This window comes from Bradyrhizobium sp. SZCCHNPS1003 (genome assembly GCF_032381555.1).
Taxonomy (GTDB): Bacteria; Pseudomonadota; Alphaproteobacteria; order Rhizobiales; family Xanthobacteraceae; genus Bradyrhizobium.
Window position 1 is genome coordinate 42,548 of sequence record NZ_JAUHIU010000024.1, and the last position, 19,191, is coordinate 61,738.

Consider the following 19,191-nt stretch of genomic DNA (forward strand, 5'->3'; position numbering starts at 1 on the left):
CGCTTCTTGCGTCTATTCTCGTTGTTTCCGGGTCGGCTTATGGGCTGCGGTGAGGTCGCGCAAGACCTGATCGAGCGCCGATGGATCGCCGTCGATGGCGACCTGTTTCAGCCGTGACGTCGCGCCAGAGGTGATTCGCACCGAGGCCTTGGTGACGCCGATCGCCTTGGCCAGCAGCTCGGTCACGGCGCGATTCGCCTCGCCGCCATCGGCGATCGCGCGCACCCGGACCTTCAGCACATCGCGGCCGTCGGACAGCGTCTCGACGCCATCGACGGCGTCCCGGCCGCCGCGTGGGGTCACCCGCAATGCGAGGGTGACGCCGCCCTTCGAACATCGCCAAGGGACCATCGATAGGGACCCTCGATCCGAATCAGCAGCAGACCTGAGTTGACGCAAGCAGCACCCTTGAATCCCGCGCGTCTACGTCAGTGCGTGCAGGCGCTAGACAAACAGACCCTGAAGCGCCGGGATGATCACGAACCGGATGAACTGGATGAGGATGAAGAGAACGAGAAACGAAAGGTCCAACGCTCCGGCAGGAGGCACGAAGCGCCGAATCTGTCGGAGCGCGGGCTCTGTCAGAGCATCAAGCGTGTAAAGCACCTGTCGGACCAAGTCGTTCCGGACGTTGATGACGCTGAACGCGACCAGCCAGGACATGATTGCCGCAACGACCAGGATGAACACGTACAGGCCGAGAAGCCAGTCAACGAAGTCTAAGAGGCGTATCATCCGGGGTTCCTGGAACGAGATATCACCCGGTTAGATATCTGTTCCCTCCCGCGCAAACAAGGGAAGGTGCCCGTCAAGGCTAACAGGCGATGTGACCGTTCTTGACTTGACCAGGGCACCGACTGTAAATGGCGCCCGATCTGCCGGCCGCCTGTTCCCAACATCAAAGCGGTCGTGTTACGGGGCCATAGCTCAGCTGGGAGAGCGCGTCGTTCGCAATGACGAGGTCGGCGGTTCGATCCCGCCTGGCTCCACCACGCTTCGCCTTTCAGGCTACGCGTGGCGCAGCCACGCAATGCCTGAAAAGGCGAAGCGTGGTGCCCGGCGTAGCCTCTTGGCGAAGCCGGGCTGAAGTCTGAACATTCCAAGCCAATCGACTGACCAGGACGCCGATCCTACTCCGCCGCCTCGGCCATCGCCGCCACCGGCTCGCGCGCCAGCCAGCCATCCAGAAAATGTGCCAGCCAGGCCCGCTCGGCGGCATCATGCATGGCGCGACCCTCGAAATGGTGGTGGCGCAGACGGGCGCCGGGGGTGTCCAGCCGGGCATGACCGCGGGTGGTCCAGCGGCACATCATCGCGTAGGTCACGTCGGGGTGGAACTGCAGCCCGGTGGCGTTCTGGTATTGATAGGCCTGCACCGGAAAGTCGCCGCCCTCGGCGAGCAGATCGGCGCCATCAGGCAGATCGAAGCCCTCGCGGTGCCAGTGATAGACGTGATCAGGCCAATGCGGGCAAAGCCTGCGCCCGGCCCGGGTCGGGCGGATCGGATAATAGCCGATCTCGGCGCGTCCCTCTGGATGCGGCGCAACGGGGGCGCCGAGCTGGATCGCCAGCATCTGCGCGCCCAGGCAGATCCCGAGAAACGGACGCTGCTCCCGCAGCGGCACCTCGATCCAGTCGATCTCGCGGCGGACGAAGTCGTCCGGATCGTTCGCGCTCATCGGACCGCCGAAAATAACGGCACCCGCATGCCCATCGAGCGTCTCCGGTAGCGGATCACCGAACCGCGGCCGGCGGATGTCGAGCGGATAGCCGCGGGCGCGCAGGGCGTTGCCCACGCGGCCAGGGCTCGATGTTTCCTGATGCAGGATGATGAGGACGGGCCGCTGCGGCGCAGCCGCCGTGGCCAGCTTCGAGTAGAGATGCCGAACGTCCGCCTGGGTCCCGTTCGGATGGAGCGAAGGGTCTTGCCTGAGCATCACCTGGCGATCATAGCTAAGCAAAGGTTAACGGCGCGTGAGCGAGCGCACATTGCAAAGCAAGCGCCGGGCCAGCGCGATCAGGTCCGCTTCAGCTGCAGCCGGCCGACCGCGGCGAGGATGAAGCCGCGCGGGAACCAGCGCAGCATGAACGGCACGATCTTGATGCCGAGCCCGGGCAGCACCACGCGCTTGTCGGCCATCAGGCCGCGATAGCCGGCTTCCGCCACGGCCTTGGGCGAGACGTTGAGGATCACCGAATCCACGCCCGGCTTGAAGCCGGCGCGGTCCTGGAATTCCGACGGCACCGGACCGGGACACAGCACCGTGACCCGGACGCCATGCGGCGCCAGCTCCTTGCGCAGCGCCTCGGTGAACGAGATCACATAGGCCTTCGAGGCGTAATAGACCGCCATGCCAGGCCCCGGCAGGAACCCGGCCACCGATCCCAGATTGAGGATGCCGCCCTTGTTGCGGATCAACTGGTCGGAAAAACGCAGCGACAGCTCGGTCAGGGCGCGGACGTTCACCGAGATCATGTCTAGCTGCTCGGCGCGGTCGAGCTGCACCGCCTTGCCGAACAGGCCGAAGCCGGCGTTGTTGACGAGATATTGCAGCTCCAGGCCGGCAGCCGACAGCGCAGCCTCGATGGTCGCGCCGGCGTCGGGGGAGGTGAGGTCACAGGGGATCACCAGCGGCGCCGGGCCGCCCTTGGCGGCGATCTCCTGCGCCAGCGCCGCGAGCCGGTCTTCGCGCCGGGCCGTCAATACGAGCCGGTGCCCGTTCGCGGCAAACACGCGCGCCAATTCGCTGCCGATTCCGGCAGAGGCACCCGTTACGAGCGTGACACGTTCACCCACGATCCCTGCTCTTCGATCACAATTCGCACATCATCCAATTGCGGCGGACGAGAGCATAGTGGGACGGGAACATGCAAGACACCGCGATGCATGGCCTTGCGCTGGATTGCGGCAATAGCCTCAGATTCACATGGATTTACATGAACGGGGGTGTCCGGAACAAAATTAAAGTTTGTTCATCTCCGCATGAAGTCGGTTCCACCCGGAGCGACGCGGTTCAAGCCGGGGCGCCGGACTTGCGCGCCGCCACCCGGTGCTTGAGGTCGAGGCGGTCATGCGTGGAGACGCCGAGCAGCTCCGAGGCGCGCCAGACCACATTGTCCTCGAATTCGGTCACCTTGCCGTCGGCGTAGACCAGCTCCCACATCATCTCGACGATGCGCAGGCGGCCCGCTTCATCGACCTCGCGCATGATGACGCTGGTGAAGCGATAGAGATCGACCGCGTCGCCCTCCGCCAGCATGCCTTGCGCGATCAGCCGGTCGGCGCTGCCGGGATCGAGCCCGAAGCGCCGCTCGATCAGGCCGTGCAGCTTGCGACGCTCGATCTGGCTCGGCTCGCCGTCCAGCGAGATGACGTGGATCAGCAGGGCCGTCGCCGCGAGCTGATAGCCGTTGTCGTCGAACGCCGGGGTCTGCTGCGGCGAAACGACGTCAGCGATGAATTGGCGCAGTCCTTCGAGCATGGCGTCCTTCGCTGTCAGATCCGTAGCGGATCGCAAACCGGCCGGCGAATGCTCATTATATGCAGTTGCCACGCTGCGCCGGCAATCCGCTGCGACCGTTGGACTGCATGACATTTCGGTAAGCCTCAGGGTATTTCGTACACCATCATGCGGTCGGCGATGCCGCGCAGCGCGGCGTGCTTCTGGACGGGCGCGATCTTCGCGCTCCGCAGGATGTCGGCAACGCCGGGGCTCTCGATCACGGGCGCGGTGAGATGGATCTCCTGCGCGGTCGACAGGCTCTGCACGCGCGACGCGATGTTGACGGTCTGGCCGAAATAGTCCTGGCGGTCGTTCAACATCACCGCGAGGCACGGCCCCTCGTGGATGCCGATCTTGACCACGAGATCCTCGGTTCCGCGCTCGGCATTGAGCCGCTGCATCGCCGCGCGCATGCGCAGGCCCGCGGACAGCGCATGCTCGGGCTGGATGAAGGTCGCCATCACGGCATCGCCGATGGTCTTCACCACCGCGCCCTTCTCGGCATTGATGATCTCCAGCAGCGCGCGGAAATGGGCGCGCACCAGGTCGAAGGCCGCGAGATCGCCGACGCGCTCATACAGCGCCGTCGAGCTTTTGAGGTCGGTGAACAGGAAGGTGAGCGAGGTGATCTTCAGCCGCTGGTCGATGTTGAGATTGTCCGCCTTGAACACGTCGCGAAAGGTCTGGTTGGACAATATGCGCTTGGCGGTCAGGAAAGGCCGGCGCTTGCCGAGGAGACGGTGGAGCGCATCGCCGGCAACGAAGACGGTCGGCAGCGTCCGTACGCCGGCCTGATTGTCGAGCGCCAGTCGCAGCGGGCCTGGACGCAACGTGATCGATCCGGTCGGAGGATGCGCCCTGTTGAATAGCAGTCCGAGCTGCTGGCGCTCCCTGGTGGGCTCGCCCTGAACGTCGATGAAATGCGCAGAATGCGTCACCGGTTCGAAGATGATGATGAAATCGGATGGGAGCTGCAGTGAGAGCACGGCCTTCTCACCGGCTGGCAGCTCGAGCGCATCAAGCGTCACTTCTTCGCTGAGCGAGGCAAAAGACTCCCGGTCGAGGTCGATCCCGGAACTCCAGAAGACCTGCTTGTAATACTCCCAGAGCGGCAGCGTGTTCGGATCGTGAGCGGCGATGCTCCTGACCTTGGAGCTCACGGTGAAAGCAACTTCGACCTGCTCGTCGATGGAAGGCTCGTAGCCGCAAGCGCATAGTCCGCAATGGTAATCGTCATGGCGGAGAGATTTCAGCGTGGCGTGCGCATCCAGCACGCCGCTGCAGCCAGGACAGAGCACGTTCCAGGTCAGATCGAACAAGCCGATCCGTGCAGCATGCAGGAACCCGGAAATAACCCGTTCTTCATCGAGACCGGCGCGCGCCGAGAACTCCAGGGCATTGATACGGTTGAGTTCGTGATCTTCACCCGCCTCAATCAACCGTGTGATCGCGTCCGCAACGGCCGGATCGGCGGTCTGCTTCAGAACCGAAAGCTGGGCCTGGATGTCGCTCATGGCGTGTTAAGATGGTGCCTAGCAAACCCACAAGCAAGAGACGAAGCGATGGCCCGGCCGCCGCCGGGATCAGACGCCCGCCCTGGGCGTGAGCTTGAACAGCGGCGAGCGATCCGGCTGGGTCGTGACCACGCCGACCGGCATCACGGGTGCGGCGTCGAGCATTTCGATGTCGAAGGCCGCCACCAGCCGTGCCAGCGCCAGCACCGCCTCGGTCAGGGCGAAATGAGCCCCGATGCAGACCCGCGCGCCCGCTCCGAACGGCAGATAGGCAAAGCGCTCCGGCGGCGGCGCGCCCGGCATGAAGCGATCCGGTATGAAGGCGTTGGGTGTTTGCCACAGCCTCTCGTGCCGGTGCAGCAGCCAGGGCGAGATCAGCACGACGTCGCCGCGCTTCACCTGGAACTCGGCGATACGGTCCGGCCCGCTTGCGGCGCGCGCAATCAGGAAGGCGGGCGGATAAAGCCGCAGCGTTTCGTCGATCACCGCGCGTGTGAACGGCAACTGATCCGGATTGCTCAGATCCGTCGCGGCGCGCGCCTCCTGCGCCAGCCTGTCCTGATTGGCCGGGTCGAGCGCGATGAGATACAGCGCCCAGAACAGCGCCGTCGCGGTCGTCTCGTGCCCGGCGAGGATCATGGTCGCGACCTCATCGGCGAGCTGCGCATCGGTGAACGCAGCGCCCGTTTCCGGATCGCGTGCCGCGCCCATCAGGTCGAACAGGTCGCGCGGCGGCGCATCCTCCAGCTTGCCGGCCGCGCGCCGCTCGGCCATCAGCATGGCGACGAAATCGGTCCAGCGCTTGCGGAAGCGTCGGCGCGCGAAGTCGCGCGGCGTCGGCCAGGACAGCGGCAACACGATGTCGAGCAGATGCGGGCTGGCCAGCCGCGCGCCATACTCGTAGACGAAATCGCGCAGGGTGGCGCCGTGCCGGCCCATCTCGAACGAGAACATCGTGCGGCCGGCGATGTCGAGCGTCATGCGCTGCATGATCTCGCGCAGGTCGAGCGGCTGACCGCATTGCTCTCTCAGCCGGACAACGGTCTCGTCGGTCACCGCGACCATGTGCGGAACGAGGCCGGAAACGGCGCGCGGCGTGAAAGCCGGCGCCAAGGTGCGGCGCTGGTGCTTCCACGCCTTGCCTTCGGCGATCAGCAGCCCCTCGCCGAGCACTGGACGCAGCACGCGGATGGCGCCGACGGTGCGGACGTAGTTCTCCCAATTGTCGACCAGCACATGCTTGATGGTATCAGGCGTATTGAGAATGTAGCTGGAGCTGCCGAAGAAGCGGCCGCGGATGATGTCGTCCTCATAGGCGCGCTGGCTCCAGGTCGCGATCGCGTTGTCGCCCATCATCAGCACGCGGCGCAGCGCGCCCATGCTGTCCGGCGCCCGCGGCGGCGTTGGAGGAACCAGTGGCACGCGTGCCTGCGGCAGGTAGTGGACTTCGGCGGTACTCATTCACTGCCTCTCGACGCTGTCGTGAGCGGGGAACGGCGGACCGGCGGCATGCCGAGCGCCGGCTGCTGTAGGACGAACCGGCCGGCCGCGGAACGGCGGTTTCCTGCCAGAGGTAATTCGGTCACCTCGCTTGCAACATGCGTGGGAGAGCGCGATTCAGCGCTCTCCGAGGCTGTGATGTACCATCATACTCCAGCAACTAATTAGTCAGCTCGATCATCGCAATCCTGCTCTCCGATGCTGGCCAAAGACGGGCGGCGATGCGTTCCTCGTTGAACAGTCCGATGACGCTGCGCCCGACGTCGCCCGCTGGCAGCCGCAATGTCGTCGCTGCATCGGTCGGTATTCCCTTCTGTACGTCCCCGGGTTCCTTGCCGTCGAGCAGCACGATGTCGCGGGGCAGGCCGAAATAGCCGCGCGGCCTGATCATGATGAGAATCGCTCCGGCGCCGGCATCGGCCTGGCCGAGCGGCCGCGCCGCGCGCAGATGCACGACGTCAGACGAACGCGGGAACGGCGAACGGTAGAAGTGCGTGATCGGCGCGCCCGGCGAGGTCAGGACGATCTCGAGATAGGATGTCGGATCGACCTCCGCGGGACCCCAGCGTCCGTCGGCGCCGGCCTGGCCGCGATAGACAGGCTCGCCGTTGCGTGCGCCGGTCTCGCTCGAGACGCGATAGACCTCCACGCTTGCGCCCGCGACTGGGCGATTGGTCGGCGCGCCGCCCGGCGTGCCCGTCACCAGGCCGCTGATCCGCACCTGCTGCTCGGGCTGGATCGCGATCTGCGTCGGCTCACGGCCGGCGATGAATTTGTAGATCTCGCGGAACGCGCGCGGGTGGAACGCGACCTCGCGATGGTCCAGCGCGCCGAGCACGAGATTGGTCGCGCCCTTCAACGCCGGCCCTTCCGCAGTGATCCCGGTGGGCACGCCGGGCTTGCCGACCAGGCGGCCATCGGCCTGCGCATATTTGTCGAGGCCGTCGCTGCGCAGCGTGAGGAAGGCGGTGCCCTCGGCCACCTCGCTGTCACCGGCATTCAGTCCGCGCAGGAACGGGCCGCGGCCGTTGAACTCGCTGCCGGGGCTGTCCTCCCAGTCGAACACGCCATGATTGGGCGTGCCGCACAGCACCGCATGGCTGACATCGGCGCCGCCGCCGTTCTTCACCACGTTGCGGATCGCATTGCCGCCGCGCGAGCTGCCGACCAGCGCGATCCGCGCTGCACCGGTGCGCTCCTTGAGCGCCTTGATCGCTTCGGCAAGTTCGCGCCGCTGGTCGTCGGTCGACGAGCGACCCGGCTGCGCCACGGCGTCGTCATTGCGCGCCAGCGGGTCGGTGAAGTTGAGCGCGGCAAGGCGCGTTCGCGGCACGCCGTTGGATTCCATCCGCCACAGCGTCGTCAGCCAGAGCGCCGCGTGGTCGCCATTGCCATGCACGAACAGGATCGGGGGAATCTCGCCTGCCGATGTGGTCGCCGCCGCCGTTTGCGCACGTGCAGGTAAGGTCAGACCGCTGGTGAGCAGGGGCAGGGTTCCCATGGTCTGCAGAATGGTGCGGCGCGTCAGCTTCATCGGCGGTCTCCCTTTTGTCTCATTCATTTTGTGTTCGTTGGCCGCGGTCCATGATGCGAGCCTGAATAGCGAGCACTGGACAGCGGCGGACATTCGCAGGCATCACATACGTCCGGGCGGAATCAAGCGATAGTTCAATGCGGACGGACGACGTGGACGGAACGGCATGAATGCGCCGCAGAAACGTGAGCTGTTTGCGGCCGAGAGCATCGCCGCGCCGCTGCGGCACGCTGTGTTCCGTCGCATCTGGCTGGCGAGCCTGCTGTCGAATCTGGGCCTGCTGATTCAGGCCGTGGGCGCCGCCTGGGCGATGACGCAGATGACGTCGTCGGCCGACAAGGTGGCGCTGGTGCAGACCGCCTTGATGCTGCCGGTCATGTTCATCTCGATGCCGGCCGGTGCCATCGCCGACATGTATGACCGGCGCATCGTCGCGCTGGTTGCGCTTGCGGTGGCCCTGGGCGGCGCCACCACCCTGACGGTGCTGGCCTGGCTCGGCCTCGTGACCCCAGAGCGGCTGCTGGCGCTGTGCTTCGTCATCGGCAGCGGCATGGCGCTGATGGGGCCGGCTTGGCAATCCTCGGTCAGCGAGCAGGTGCCGCCGGAGACGCTGCCGGCCGCGGTCGCGCTGAACGGCATCAGCTACAACATCGCCCGCAGCTTCGGCCCGGCCATCGGCGGCGTGGTGGTCGCGGCTGCCGGCGCGGTCGCAGCCTTTGCGGCCAATGCCCTGCTGTATCTGCCGCTGCTGGCCGCGCTGTTCCTGTGGCGGCGCGTCGTCGAGCCGAGCCGGCTGCCGCGCGAGCCGCTCAACCGCGCCATCGTCTCCGGCGTACGCTACATCGTGCATTCGCCGTCGATCCGCATCGTGCTGATCCGCACGCTGGTCACCGGCATCATCGGCGGCTCGATCTCGGCGCTGATGCCGCTGGTGGCGCGCGACCTGCTGCATGGCGGCGCGCAGACCTACGGCATCATGCTCGGCGCCTTCGGCATGGGCGCGGTGGTCGGCGCGCTCAACATCGGCGAGATCAGGAAGCGGCTGTCCGGTGAGGCCGCGATCCGCACCTGCGCGCTGACCTTGGGCGCGGCCACCGCGGCCGTCGCGCTCAGCACCGCGCCGGTGCTGACGGCGGCGGCGCTCGTCATCGCCGGCGCGGTGTGGATGCTGGCGGTGGCGCTGTTCAACATCGGCGTGCAGCTTTCGGCGCCCCGCTGGGTCGCGGGCCGCGCGCTGGCGGCATTTCAGGCGGCGATCTCCGGCGGCATCGCGATCGGCAGTTGGGGTTGGGGCCGCCTCACCGACGCCGCCGGCGTCGAGGTCGCGCTGCTGGTGTCGGGCGCGCTGATGATGGTGTCGCCGCTGCTCGGCCTGTGGCTGCGGATGCCGCCGATCGGCGCCCGCAACGAGGACGGCGAGACCTTGGCCGATCCGGAGGTGCAGCTCGAGCTGACGCCGCGCTCGGGGCCGCTGGTGGTCGAGATCGAGTACCGCGTCGCCGAGGACAATGCCCGCGCCTTCCACGACCTGATGCAGGACGTGCAGCTCAGCCGCCAGCGCAACGGCGCCTATGGCTGGTCGATCGCCCGCGACATCGCCGATCCCGAATTATGGACAGAGCGCTATCACTGCCCGACCTGGATCGACTATCTGCGTCAGCGCAACCGCTCGACCCGCGCCGAGCGCGAGCTGCACAAGCGCGCGATCGACTTCCACATCGGCACCGACCCGGTACGCATCCGCCGCATGCTGGAACGGCCGTTCGGCTCGGTCCGGGCCAGGGACGACATCGACCGCACCGCCGAGCAGGCGCCGGCCGTTGCGACGGGTGCCCGCAGCGGGCCTTAGAACGGCGAGGGCAAGCGTAGCCTTCGCGAGCTATGCCCGCTTTAGGATGCTGCTCTCAGCTGCAATCAAGAAACCCGCTACTGCACCTTGATCACGACCTTGCCCTTTGCACGGCCGGTCTCGACATAGGCGAGCGCCTCGGGCGTCTGGGTGAAGGGGAATATCTTGTCGACGACGGGGCGAATCGCGCCGCTATCGATCAACCCGGCGATCTGCTCGAGTTGCCGGCCATCGGCGTGCATGAACAGGAATGAATAGTCAACGCCGACGCTCTTTGCCCTCTTGCGCACGCTGCGGCTCAACAGCCGGATAACAAGCTTCAGAACGGCGTTCAGCCCGAGAGCCGTGGCAAAGGCCGGATCGGGCGGCCCCGAAATCGAGACGAGGCGGCCGCCCTGCTTCAGGACGTTCAGCGATTTCGCAAGCGTCTTCGGATCCTGGCTGTGCAGCACGACGTCGTAGCCCGAGAGAACTTTTTCGAAGTCCTGGGTCGTGTAGTCGATCACGACATCGGCGCCGAGGCTGTTGACGAGGGCGGCGTTCTTCGCACTCGTCGTCGTCGCGACCGTCGCCCCCAGATGCTTGGCAAGCTGGATCGCGATCGTACCGACTCCGCCGGAGCCAGCCTGAATGAAGACCTTCTCGCCCGGCTTCACCTTCGCGACATCGACCAGAGCCTGCCACGCCGTCAGCGCGACCAGCGGCACGGACGACGCCTCTTCCATCGTCAGTGTGCGGGGCTTGAGTGCGACATCGTCTTGGTGGATGGCGATGAATTCCGCGAAGGTGCCAATGCGGTGATCTCTTGGCCGGGCATAGATCTCGTCGCCGACCCTGAAGCGGCTGACCCCATCGCCGACCTTGACGACGGTCCCGGCGACGTCGTGACCGAGCACAAAGGGCGGACGGTAGGGCAGGAAGATCTTGAACTCGCCGTCCCTGACCTTCGAGTCGATCAGGTTCACGGCCGAGGCATGAACGCGAATGAGGACATCGGCGTTCTGGACCTGCGGATCGGCCCGTTCGACGAGGCGTAGCGGGCCCATCTTCTTGTACTTCTCGACGACGTAGGCTTTCACTGGGACTCTCCGGTCTGTGTTCCTTGCCTGGCAAGGTTTTGCTTCCGCCGTGCGATCTGCACAAATTCAGGTGTGGTCGAGGCTGATGGCGCCGCGCGTGACGTCATCCGAACGCACACGACGCGCGCATCGGGGGTTCATTCAGGCTTAGGAAGCTGATGCGCGCGAAGGCCGGCCAAGGTGCGGATCGCGAGTTTTCCGCTCCGCAGGATGCCACTCGACGCCTCTTCGTCGACTGCGCGTGCCAGCTGGAGCGTCCCGATCAGGGTCGCAAAGATCGCGCATGCCACATCTTCCCTCGCTTCGACATGGGTCGGAAGTGCTTCTGCGAGCTGCAGCACAAGGGCGCGAGACTGTTGGGCATACATGCCGCGCGTCTCTTCCGGCTGCCGCGCAAGCTCCGGTAACAGTGCCGCAGAGGCGCAGCCCTGCCCCGGATGGTCCCGGTGTTCGGGGGAAAGATAGATGTCGATCAAGCGATCGAGTCCCCCTTCGTCCAGCACCTCGCGCAGCCATACGGCCTGCCTGCCGAGGGAGTCGGAGATCGTCTCGCGGACGAGATCGGCCTTCGAAGGGAAGTGCGGATAGAAGGCGCCGTTCGTCAGGCCGGCATCCTTCATGATCGTCGCCAGACCTGAGCCCGCAATTCCATCCGTGCGGAAGCGCTCGACAGCGACGTCCATGATCCTGCGGCGCGACGTGTCCTTTCGGCCCTTTTCGTATCGCATGACGCCTTCGTCCGCATCTCTATTGCATTATGATCATAATATCACTAAACGATCATAATGCAATGTGTCTCTGGCGAGAGTCCGAGACGTTCACATGAGGAAAACACATGGCTGCCGCAAGAACTGCAATCGTGACCGGGGCATCCTCCGGCATCGGCTACGCTGCCGCCGAAGGTCTAGCCCGCGCGGGTTTCACGGTGTTCGGAACGAGCCGGAAAATCGCCAATGACGGCCCCCAGGGGGTCACAATGCTGGCCTGCGACGTCACCGACGAGGCGTCGGTTTCCGCGCTGATCGCAGACGTCGTCTCGCGGGTGGGGAAGATCGACCTCCTCGTCAACAACGCCGGCATCGGCATGTTCGGCGGCGCCGAGGAATCCTCGATCCCGCAATCGCAGGCGCTCTTCGACGTCAATGTCTTCGGCGTGATGCGGATGACGAATGCGGTACTGCCGGTGATGAAACGCCAGGGCGGCGGCCGCATTCTCAACATCGGCTCCATCCTCGGGGTCATCCCGGCGCCGTACTCGGCGCATTACTCGGCCGCCAAGCATGCGATCGAGGGCTATTCGGAATCGCTCGACCACGAGGTCCGGGCCTTCAATGTCCGCGTTTCCGTCATCGAACCGGCCTATGTCCGCACCGTTTTCGATCAGAACGGCATGGAGCCCGACCAGCAGAAAGCCGAATACGATCAGGCGCGCATGGCTGTCGCGGCGCTGCTGCGGGATGTCATGCCCAAGGCCGACCTGCCGGATGTCGTCGTGAAGGTGATCATCAAGGCAGCGAGCGATCAGGTCCCGCGCCGGCGCTACACCGCAGGCAATGCGGCGCGCATGGTCAGTCTGCTGCGCCGGTTCGCAACCGCCGGACTATTCGACAAGACCCTGCGCAAGCAGTTCCGCCTCGCGTAGTCAGACGCTTCCGACCGCCTTCGGGCGGGCCGCACCAGTTCGCGAAAATTGCTGTCCGTGCTGCGGGACGGACCTTACTGCCCGTGCTCGGTCAGCACCTTTTCGCAAGCCTTCGACAGCTTGGCCCGATGCTCCTTGAGACAGGCCAGCACCGCCTGATCGCCGTTGTTCATCACCGCGCGGCAATGCCGCGAGACGTCGCGCGCGCAGGCATCCTGGCCGGGCTGCTGCTGGGCTGAGGCTGTCGACGCCATCAGGACCAGAGGGATGATCGTTAGGATTTTGTTCATGACTGGCGCCTCGTTCCCGGCATTGAAAGGTTGGCGGCGCTTTTAGTGGCCACAACCGGCCGTCGCAAGCGCCGCGGTCGCAGCCGGGGCGCGCAGGGGAGCCAAGAGCGGTTCCTCAATTGGCGTCGTTGACCTCGGCGACCTTGCCGCTGCGCCGGGAGACCTCCTTGTCGAGCACGGCGCGGCAGCCGGAGCTGAGCGACGAGCGGTTCTTGATCATGCAGGCGGTGATCGCCGGGATGTTCGGGATCTCGCTGCTGCACAGGCGGAAGGCGTCGCCGGTGCACATCTGCTGCGCTTCGGCGCTGAAGGCGAAGCTCGCAGTCGAGCTGAAGGTCGAGACGGCGGCGACGCTGATGGCGGTCAGAACGGCCTTACGCAGAACATTGGTGGACGTCGTCATGGCTGGCTCCCATTGGCGCCGCATGTTTGCGGAGCCGCGTGTTTCAATGCGCCCATCATGGCCTGATCGCTCTCTAGCAACCGTGATGCGGGTCACGCCAGATCCAAACCTGGTCGGCAGTTCCGGCAGGCCGATGGCCGCGGCGACATGTCGCTCCGGCGAACTGCCGCTTCGGCGCCGGCATCATCCTGGAAATCTTGCCCGATCCTGGTCGTGTTGGCACCGCGTTAAGGAATCGTTGGCACTAATGGAAGCTAATTGAAGGAGGCGGACAGCGTTGCGTCCGCCATCGAGTGTCTCGCGCTTTCGGGAAGAGTAACCATGCGTAATGCGTTAGGCTTGCTGCTGGCCACCGTCGTCGCGGCGTTGGCGATCACCGGTGTCTGGTACTACGTATCGAAGCCCAGCGCCGCCAAGGCCGCCGCGCAGAGCGCAGCGGCGCGGCCGTCCGAGCCGGCGCCGCCCCCTCCGGCACGCGTCGCCGCCAAGGCCGGCGCCAAGGACGATGTCGAGATTACCGGCACGATTTCCACGCGCATGGCGGCAAGCGCGCCGGCGCCCGTGCAGCCCAAATCGACCTGCGCCAATCCTGACGCGCTCGGCATCTCCCGCACCGTCATGGTCGACACCACCGGCGGCCCCGGTTTCGGCCTCGACCATTTCAAGCAGTTCGACTTCCTCGCCGACCACGAGGTGGTGCTGACCTTCGACGACGGCCCGTGGCCGGTCAACACGCCGGCGGTGCTGAAGGCGCTGGCCGACGAATGCACCACCGGCATCTTCTTCACGATCGGCAAGCATGCGACCTATCATCCGGAGATCCTGCGCCAGGTGCTGGCCGCTGGGCATGTCGTCGGCGTTCATACCTGGTCGCACGCCAATCTGAACGGCAAGAAGATGACCGACGAGACGGCGAAGGAGGAGCTCGAGAAGGGCTTCAGCGCGGTCAAGTTCGCGCTCGGCACCAACCCGGCGCCGTTCTTCCGCTTCCCGCAACTGCAGCACCGGCCCTCTGCCGTGGCCTATCTCGGAAGCCGCAATGTCGCGATGTTCTCCTGCGACGTCGACAGCTTCGACTTCCGCTCCAAGGATGCCGACCAGGTCGTCAACACCGTGATGACCGGGCTCGACAAGAAGGGCAAGGGCATCATCCTGATGCACGACTTCCAGAAGAACACCGCGCTGGCGCTGCCGACCCTGCTGCGGCGGCTCAAGGCCGGCGGCTACAAGGTGGTTGCGATGAAGCCGAAGGGCACGCTCGACACGCTGCCGGAATATGACGCGATGATCGGCCAGGATCCGAAGCTGCCGACGACAATGACCAATGCGCGGCCGATCTCGAGCGTGATCCAGACCATCTCGCAGTGATGCTCCGCTGCAGGGTCTCCTCGCGCGAAAGGCCGGGCATTCGCCCGGCCTTCTTCGTTTGTCGCCTGTCGCCGGCCGCTCACCAATAGATGCCGTGGCGATGCAGCTCGCGGACGATCCGGGCTTCAGTCCAGCTCTTGCGGCGCGTCCGGTCGGAGCGCGCCGATTTCGACCGCCGCGATGATTTCTGCACCGAGCGGGTCGGCTCGGGTGCCGGCGTCGCAGCGGCGACGGCGGGCTGTGGTGGCGTGGTTGCGGCGACCGAAGCCGCGGGAGCCGCAGGCGCAACCGGTTGCGCAATCGGCTGGACCTGGACCGCGGCTGCTGGCACCGGCGCCGGCGTGACGGTGACCTCGCCGGCCTGCTGGACATAGCTCGGCCGCGGTGCCGGAGCGGCGGCATCGCTCGACGTCATCGACAGGCTGCGCGTTCCCTCGGCCTGTGCGGCCGCGGCGGACGTGAGCATCATGGCTCCGATCAGGATCATCTTGCGCATCGTGAAAGCTCCCCTCGTTGACTGAGAGGAGGTTTAGACGCCGGCGCGACCGTCCGATGTGACCGCGGTCACGCTCGGCCCTGCAAGCGCGAATGGAGCCGGGATCTCGGCACATGTCATTGCGGACCGGCGCACCATTTTTCTCGAACCCTTTTCGCCGCCGCGGCGACTTCCGTTCAGGACGCGGGAGCTCGGGACGAGCCCATCCGGACAAGCGACCGACTGCAGCATTTGCGCGGTGGCGCGCGCGGCAGTCCTGCTTACCTGACTTTTGCGACCAAATGACCGTCACGACGCGGTGCTTCATGGGGGCCAGGGCGATCTCAAGATTGAGGTATGATTGTATATATATCTCCTGTTCGTTGGTGCTGGTTCAGAAGATTCGCCGAATCCGATAGTCAGGGCGATCGATTCGGAGGAAGGATGCGCGCATGGGCCGGGTGATCGTTGCGATGTTCATGGCGGCCGTGACGTTGCTGGCCGCCAGCGGGCAGGGCCGGGCGCAGTCCGGCGACAACAGCGTCGAGGAGATCTATATCGCGCGGAGCGTGCGCCAGGGCCGCGTCGTGCCGTCGGATTTCTGCGCGCCGACCAAGACCGGCTTCGCGCCGGCGCTGGAGGATCAGCTCTCGATCCGTTCAATCGGGGTCCGGCCGGCTGACGGCCGCATGACCGAGACCGGTGACAAGAGCATCGGCGAGATGCGGGTCTGCATCGGCCAGGCGATGGATCCGACCCTGCTCGGCACCTACACCGAGGGCCAGCTCAACGGCATCGCATTCACCGGCATCGGCGATTGCCGGCTGGTGCGCGGCAATCTGCCGGAGGACGGCCTGCTCACCCACCGCTGCTTCCTGGCGCTGTCGGGCCTGCCTGAGCCGTATGTCGGCGGCTTCCTGGTCTCGAGCTCGCTGTATTCGAAGACGCCGTTCGGCACCGAAAGTTCGCCGCCGGGCTACGCCCAGGCCGGCATCCTGGTCATCCGCCTCTGGAGGAAGCGGCTGCCCTGAGGCAGCCGTTCGCGCGCTCAGGCCGGCGAGAAGGTCTGCACGAAGGCGCGCACCGCCGCGGACACCTTGTCCTCCGAGACGTGCCAGGCGGCGCCGTCGTCGGCGGCGAAGAAGCTGGAGGCGTTGGAGCCGGCCCAGCGGAATACCTCGAACGACGGCCAGTACCAGATGTCCTCGAGGTTCGAGTTGTTGACGACCTCGTGCGCGACCAGCCGCATCGTGCTCTTCGACAGGCAGTCGGCCTGCACCACCGATTCATATTCGAACGAGGTCAACAGCGGCACCGGCGACACGGTGACGATCACCTTGATGCCCGGCCGGATGCTGCGGATGAACTCGATCAGATAGAGCACGTTGTCGACGTTCTCCTGCACGCTGGCGGTACGGAACTTGTACTTCTCCGCCAGCGCCCGCGAGTTCAGCGCGGTCGGCCGCGGCAGCACGAAGGCGCCGGTCTCGCGGTCGAAGAACGCCGCGGCGACGCCGAGCGTCAGGATGAAGACGTCGGCCTGCTTGATGACGGCGAGCGTATTCTCCTTGCTCGATCCCGGCGGCAGCAGCTCGACGATGCGCTCGCGGATCTCCGGATCGATCTCGGCGTCGCGCAGCCAGTCGACGAACACGCGGTTGGCGAAGGTCGTGTTGATGTACTCCGAGATCTCCATGTGATGGCTGGAATAGCCGCTGTCGGTGAGGCTCTTGGAGAGGTTGCGCGCGAAGCACGAGCCCATGGTGAAGAAGCGCGTGCTCTTGTCGAGGAATTTCGGCGCGGCGGCGAGGTTCACCGCGATGTGGTTGGTGATCAGCGTCTGCAGGTCGCCAAGGAAGTCCTTGGTCTCCGGATAGCGTCCGACCTTGGCGCGGCCCTTGGCCTCCTTGGCCTTGCCCTTCTTGGCGTTCGACCGCGCGAGCTCCAGCGTCTCGCGGTTGATCCGGTTGTCATAGGCCGGGTTGAGCTTGATCGCCTTCTCCAGCGCCGCGACCGCTTCCTCGAATTCGTTGCCCTGGGTCAGGATCTCGCTGAGCGAGAAATAGTCGGCCGCCTGGTTGGAGGCGCGGGCGAGCTTGCGGAACAGCTCCATCGAGCGCGTGAACGGTCCGACATGGCTGCAGCGCACGGCCGCGCTGCGGATCAGGTGCAGGTTGCCCTCGCTCGGCTCGTCGAAGATCTCCGGATGCTCGTCGAGGATCGCCAGCATCATGTCGCGCGCCTCGGCGCGCTTCTTGTGCGAGCCGTCGTCGATCAGCTGCGCATAGATGAAGCGCGCGTTGATGTCCTTGGGGTCGAGCTCGAGCAGCTTCTGGAACGCGAGCTGGGCGCTGACGAAGTCCTTGTCCTCGATATATTTGTAGGCGAGCGTCCGGATCTGGCCGACGATGGATTGAAACTGGGTGTGGTTGTCGAGGGCAGTCGTGCTCATGTCGCGGGTTCGCCTTTGTCTCGCGTTGCGTCTTCGGCCGTTGATCCGGCGCCGCTGCCAGCAGCCGGTGCATCGCCAGTGCCGGTCGAGTCGTCACGTGCACAGGCGCCATGCCCTTGCGAGAGACGTCCCACCATGACCTCTGGATACTGATCGCCACCGGCTTGGCCGCTGGCGTACGCCCGAGCGCAACTGGCACCTGCGGGATTCGAACGCGACGGACGCGCTCGTCCGGATCGCCGCCAGCCGCCAGTGCGGGCATTCATCCCGCCGCTCGCGCCGAACGATGGCGCGATTTGGGTTAAGCAATTCTTAACCGGCAAATGCAGCGCGGCGAGCCGTCGCATTCCCACTGTATTCCACGCTCTGAAGGGGTCTAACCACCGATGCAGAAATACGGCCCTGAAAATGAGCGCGTGAAGCGCGACTATGCCTTCTTCCTCCAAGCTGCCAGCGGCAAGCAGGATGCGACCATCGACGCCGCCCTTCGCGCGATTGAGCGCTTCGAGACCTCGATGACGACCTTTGTGGGATATGGCGAGGTGCCGGGGCATCGCCAAACCGAAATCCTTCGCTCCCTGGCAAACCCGGCACAAGCAAAGATCGAGGGGCTCGATATCGGCGCACTGGAAGCATTCGCGAAGAGTGCAAGGGCGAATGCTCTGGCAAGCGCACGGTGAACGGCCGAACGATCTCGGAAGGATTAAGCCCAGCAGCAGCCAACATCGCGGTTACTTCAACCGAAGCCTGGTGTTCGAGGTGAAGCAGACCATGCTCGGACGACGGCGGCGACGACCGCGAGCGTTGCGGTGGTCCCATCTGCCTCGCCCTTCTCGAAGTCTCCTTCAACCTGAGCCATCGCGTTTGTCACATGAGCAAAACAGATTACCGACCGGCCCCTTGCGTTCGCGAATGCATATAAGGCCGCAGCCTCCATCTCGACTGCAAGGACACCCAAATCCCGTGCGGAAGCAATCGCGGCTTCGGTTTCGCGATACGGCGCATCGGTTGTCCAGGTCGGGCCGCGGTGAACCGAGATGCCCGTGAGCCCACGTAGCGCCTGTTCGGCGCGATTGAGCAACTTTGAATCTGGTGCTTCAGCAAACGTTGCTGGCGGAAGATAGTGATAGCTCGTCCCCTCGTCGCGCAGCGCGCGTTCGATCAGGACGAAGTACGGCGTGGGTCCGATTGGAGTGATTTGGCCGGCGGACGTGACGCTGACGAGTAGCCGACAGCCGGACGCGAAGAGTTGCTCGGCGACCAGCACGGCGAACGGTGCGCCGACGGCGCAGCCGACGATGCCGACCTCGCCGATACCGTCGAGATCAAAAGCAAGAAGCTCAGTGTGATAGCAGGCCCATCCTTCATGGACGCGGCCGACGCCGGTCCGTTTGAGGTGGCGCACGACATCGCCGTCCGGGTCAAGCACGCAGATTTCGGGGACCGCGACGAGCGGAAGTTCTCTCTGCCGCCGCGCCTCCCTGAGCAGCGCTTCGGGCCGGAACACCGAGGCCGCTTTGTGGTCCTTGACGCCGACAATCGGCCACGCAGCTTCTGCGCGCGGAGGCTTAGCATTCATGAT

General features: G+C 65.4%; 20 protein-coding genes and 1 tRNA gene. 6 read left to right on the plus strand and 15 right to left on the minus strand.

Translation table 11 applies throughout. From position 1 onward, the window contains the following. Window positions 1–12: 12 nt before the first annotated feature. On the minus strand, window positions 13–351 hold the full coding sequence (locus QX126_RS30025; RefSeq protein ID WP_315785791.1) for a DUF167 domain-containing protein: 339 nt from the start codon (window positions 349–351) through the stop codon (window positions 13–15). Window positions 352–444: 93 nt separating this feature from the next. Then, a complete protein-coding gene (locus QX126_RS30030; protein ID WP_315740475.1) occupies window positions 445–735 on the minus strand; it encodes a YggT family protein in 291 nt (96 codons plus the stop codon). A gap of 181 nt (window positions 736–916) precedes the next feature. On the opposite strand from QX126_RS30030, the gene QX126_RS30035 reads away from it, so the two are divergent. Then, window positions 917–992 (plus strand) — tRNA-Ala (locus QX126_RS30035). A 138-nt stretch (window positions 993–1,130) separates the two neighbouring features. Here QX126_RS30035 and QX126_RS30040 read toward each other — a convergent pair. The 6 genes from QX126_RS30040 to QX126_RS30065 all read right to left on the minus strand — a co-directional run bounded on the left by QX126_RS30040 (window position 1,131) and on the right by QX126_RS30065 (window position 8,051). Then, window positions 1,131–1,937, minus strand: a complete 807-nt coding sequence (locus tag QX126_RS30040) for a glutamine amidotransferase (RefSeq protein WP_315785792.1) — start codon at window positions 1,935–1,937, stop codon at window positions 1,131–1,133. An 80-nt stretch (window positions 1,938–2,017) separates the two neighbouring features. Then, complete coding sequence (locus QX126_RS30045) at window positions 2,018–2,797, minus strand: SDR family oxidoreductase (protein WP_315785793.1); 780 nt, start codon at window positions 2,795–2,797, stop codon at window positions 2,018–2,020. A gap of 217 nt (window positions 2,798–3,014) precedes the next feature. Then, entirely contained in the window at window positions 3,015–3,482 is a 468-nt protein-coding gene (locus QX126_RS30050; protein ID WP_315785827.1) for a TerB family tellurite resistance protein, read from the minus strand. 125 nt (window positions 3,483–3,607) lie between these two features. After that, complete coding sequence (locus QX126_RS30055; protein WP_315785829.1) at window positions 3,608–5,017, minus strand: adenylate/guanylate cyclase domain-containing protein; 1,410 nt, start codon at window positions 5,015–5,017, stop codon at window positions 3,608–3,610. A gap of 69 nt (window positions 5,018–5,086) precedes the next feature. Next, the gene (locus QX126_RS30060) at window positions 5,087–6,478 is read right to left on the minus strand and encodes a cytochrome P450 (RefSeq protein WP_315778199.1); all 1,392 of its coding nucleotides are present in this window, start codon (window positions 6,476–6,478) and stop codon (window positions 5,087–5,089) included. Window positions 6,479–6,677: 199 nt separating this feature from the next. Beyond that, a complete protein-coding gene (locus QX126_RS30065; RefSeq protein WP_315785831.1) occupies window positions 6,678–8,051 on the minus strand; it encodes a hydrolase in 1,374 nt (457 codons plus the stop codon). 166 nt (window positions 8,052–8,217) lie between these two features. Between QX126_RS30065 and QX126_RS30070 the strand changes: the two genes are divergently transcribed. Then, the gene (locus QX126_RS30070; RefSeq protein ID WP_315785837.1) at window positions 8,218–9,900 is read left to right on the plus strand and encodes an MFS transporter; all 1,683 of its coding nucleotides are present in this window, start codon (window positions 8,218–8,220) and stop codon (window positions 9,898–9,900) included. A 77-nt stretch (window positions 9,901–9,977) separates the two neighbouring features. Here the strand turns inward: QX126_RS30070 and QX126_RS30075 are convergent, their stop codons facing one another. Together QX126_RS30075 and QX126_RS30080 are read right to left on the minus strand one after the other, a co-directional pair. Next, entirely contained in the window at window positions 9,978–10,979 is a 1,002-nt protein-coding gene (locus tag QX126_RS30075) for an NADP-dependent oxidoreductase (RefSeq protein ID WP_315785839.1), read from the minus strand. A 137-nt stretch (window positions 10,980–11,116) separates the two neighbouring features. After that, window positions 11,117–11,707, minus strand: a complete 591-nt coding sequence (locus QX126_RS30080) for a TetR/AcrR family transcriptional regulator (RefSeq protein ID WP_315785841.1) — start codon at window positions 11,705–11,707, stop codon at window positions 11,117–11,119. Window positions 11,708–11,814: 107 nt separating this feature from the next. Between QX126_RS30080 and QX126_RS30085 the strand changes: the two genes are divergently transcribed. Continuing rightward, window positions 11,815–12,621: an oxidoreductase gene (locus QX126_RS30085; RefSeq protein WP_315785843.1), complete on the plus strand. Its 807-nt coding sequence runs from the start codon at window positions 11,815–11,817 to the stop codon at window positions 12,619–12,621. A gap of 74 nt (window positions 12,622–12,695) precedes the next feature. On the opposite strand, the gene QX126_RS30090 is transcribed toward QX126_RS30085, so the two are convergent. Further along, window positions 12,696–12,911, minus strand: coding sequence for a hypothetical protein (locus QX126_RS30090; protein WP_315778205.1), 216 nt, complete (start codon window positions 12,909–12,911; stop codon window positions 12,696–12,698). Window positions 12,912–13,026: 115 nt separating this feature from the next. Continuing rightward, window positions 13,027–13,314 (minus strand): hypothetical protein, encoded by a 288-nt coding sequence (locus QX126_RS30095; RefSeq protein WP_315785845.1) that lies wholly within the window; start codon window positions 13,312–13,314, stop codon window positions 13,027–13,029. 321 nt (window positions 13,315–13,635) lie between these two features. On the opposite strand from QX126_RS30095, the gene QX126_RS30100 reads away from it, so the two are divergent. Further along, window positions 13,636–14,682, plus strand: coding sequence for a polysaccharide deacetylase family protein (locus QX126_RS30100; protein WP_315778206.1), 1,047 nt, complete (start codon window positions 13,636–13,638; stop codon window positions 14,680–14,682). Window positions 14,683–14,761: 79 nt separating this feature from the next. Here the strand turns inward: QX126_RS30100 and QX126_RS30105 are convergent, their stop codons facing one another. Beyond that, on the minus strand, window positions 14,762–15,178 hold the full coding sequence (locus QX126_RS30105; protein WP_315785846.1) for a hypothetical protein: 417 nt from the start codon (window positions 15,176–15,178) through the stop codon (window positions 14,762–14,764). 431 nt (window positions 15,179–15,609) lie between these two features. On the opposite strand from QX126_RS30105, the gene QX126_RS30110 reads away from it, so the two are divergent. After that, window positions 15,610–16,188 (plus strand): hypothetical protein, encoded by a 579-nt coding sequence (locus tag QX126_RS30110; protein WP_315785851.1) that lies wholly within the window; start codon window positions 15,610–15,612, stop codon window positions 16,186–16,188. 17 nt (window positions 16,189–16,205) lie between these two features. On the opposite strand, the gene QX126_RS30115 is transcribed toward QX126_RS30110, so the two are convergent. After that, window positions 16,206–17,609, minus strand: a complete 1,404-nt coding sequence (locus QX126_RS30115; protein WP_315785854.1) for a GSCFA domain-containing protein — start codon at window positions 17,607–17,609, stop codon at window positions 16,206–16,208. Window positions 17,610–17,995: 386 nt separating this feature from the next. Between QX126_RS30115 and QX126_RS30120 the strand changes: the two genes are divergently transcribed. Continuing rightward, window positions 17,996–18,289, plus strand: coding sequence for a hypothetical protein (locus QX126_RS30120; protein WP_315785858.1), 294 nt, complete (start codon window positions 17,996–17,998; stop codon window positions 18,287–18,289). 56 nt (window positions 18,290–18,345) lie between these two features. Here QX126_RS30120 and QX126_RS30125 read toward each other — a convergent pair whose 3' ends face one another. Then, window positions 18,346–19,188 carry a nucleoside phosphorylase gene (locus QX126_RS30125; protein ID WP_315785860.1) on the minus strand — a complete coding sequence of 281 codons (843 nt, stop codon included), beginning with the start codon at window positions 19,186–19,188 and terminating at the stop codon, window positions 18,346–18,348. Window positions 19,189–19,191 lie beyond the last annotated feature (3 nt).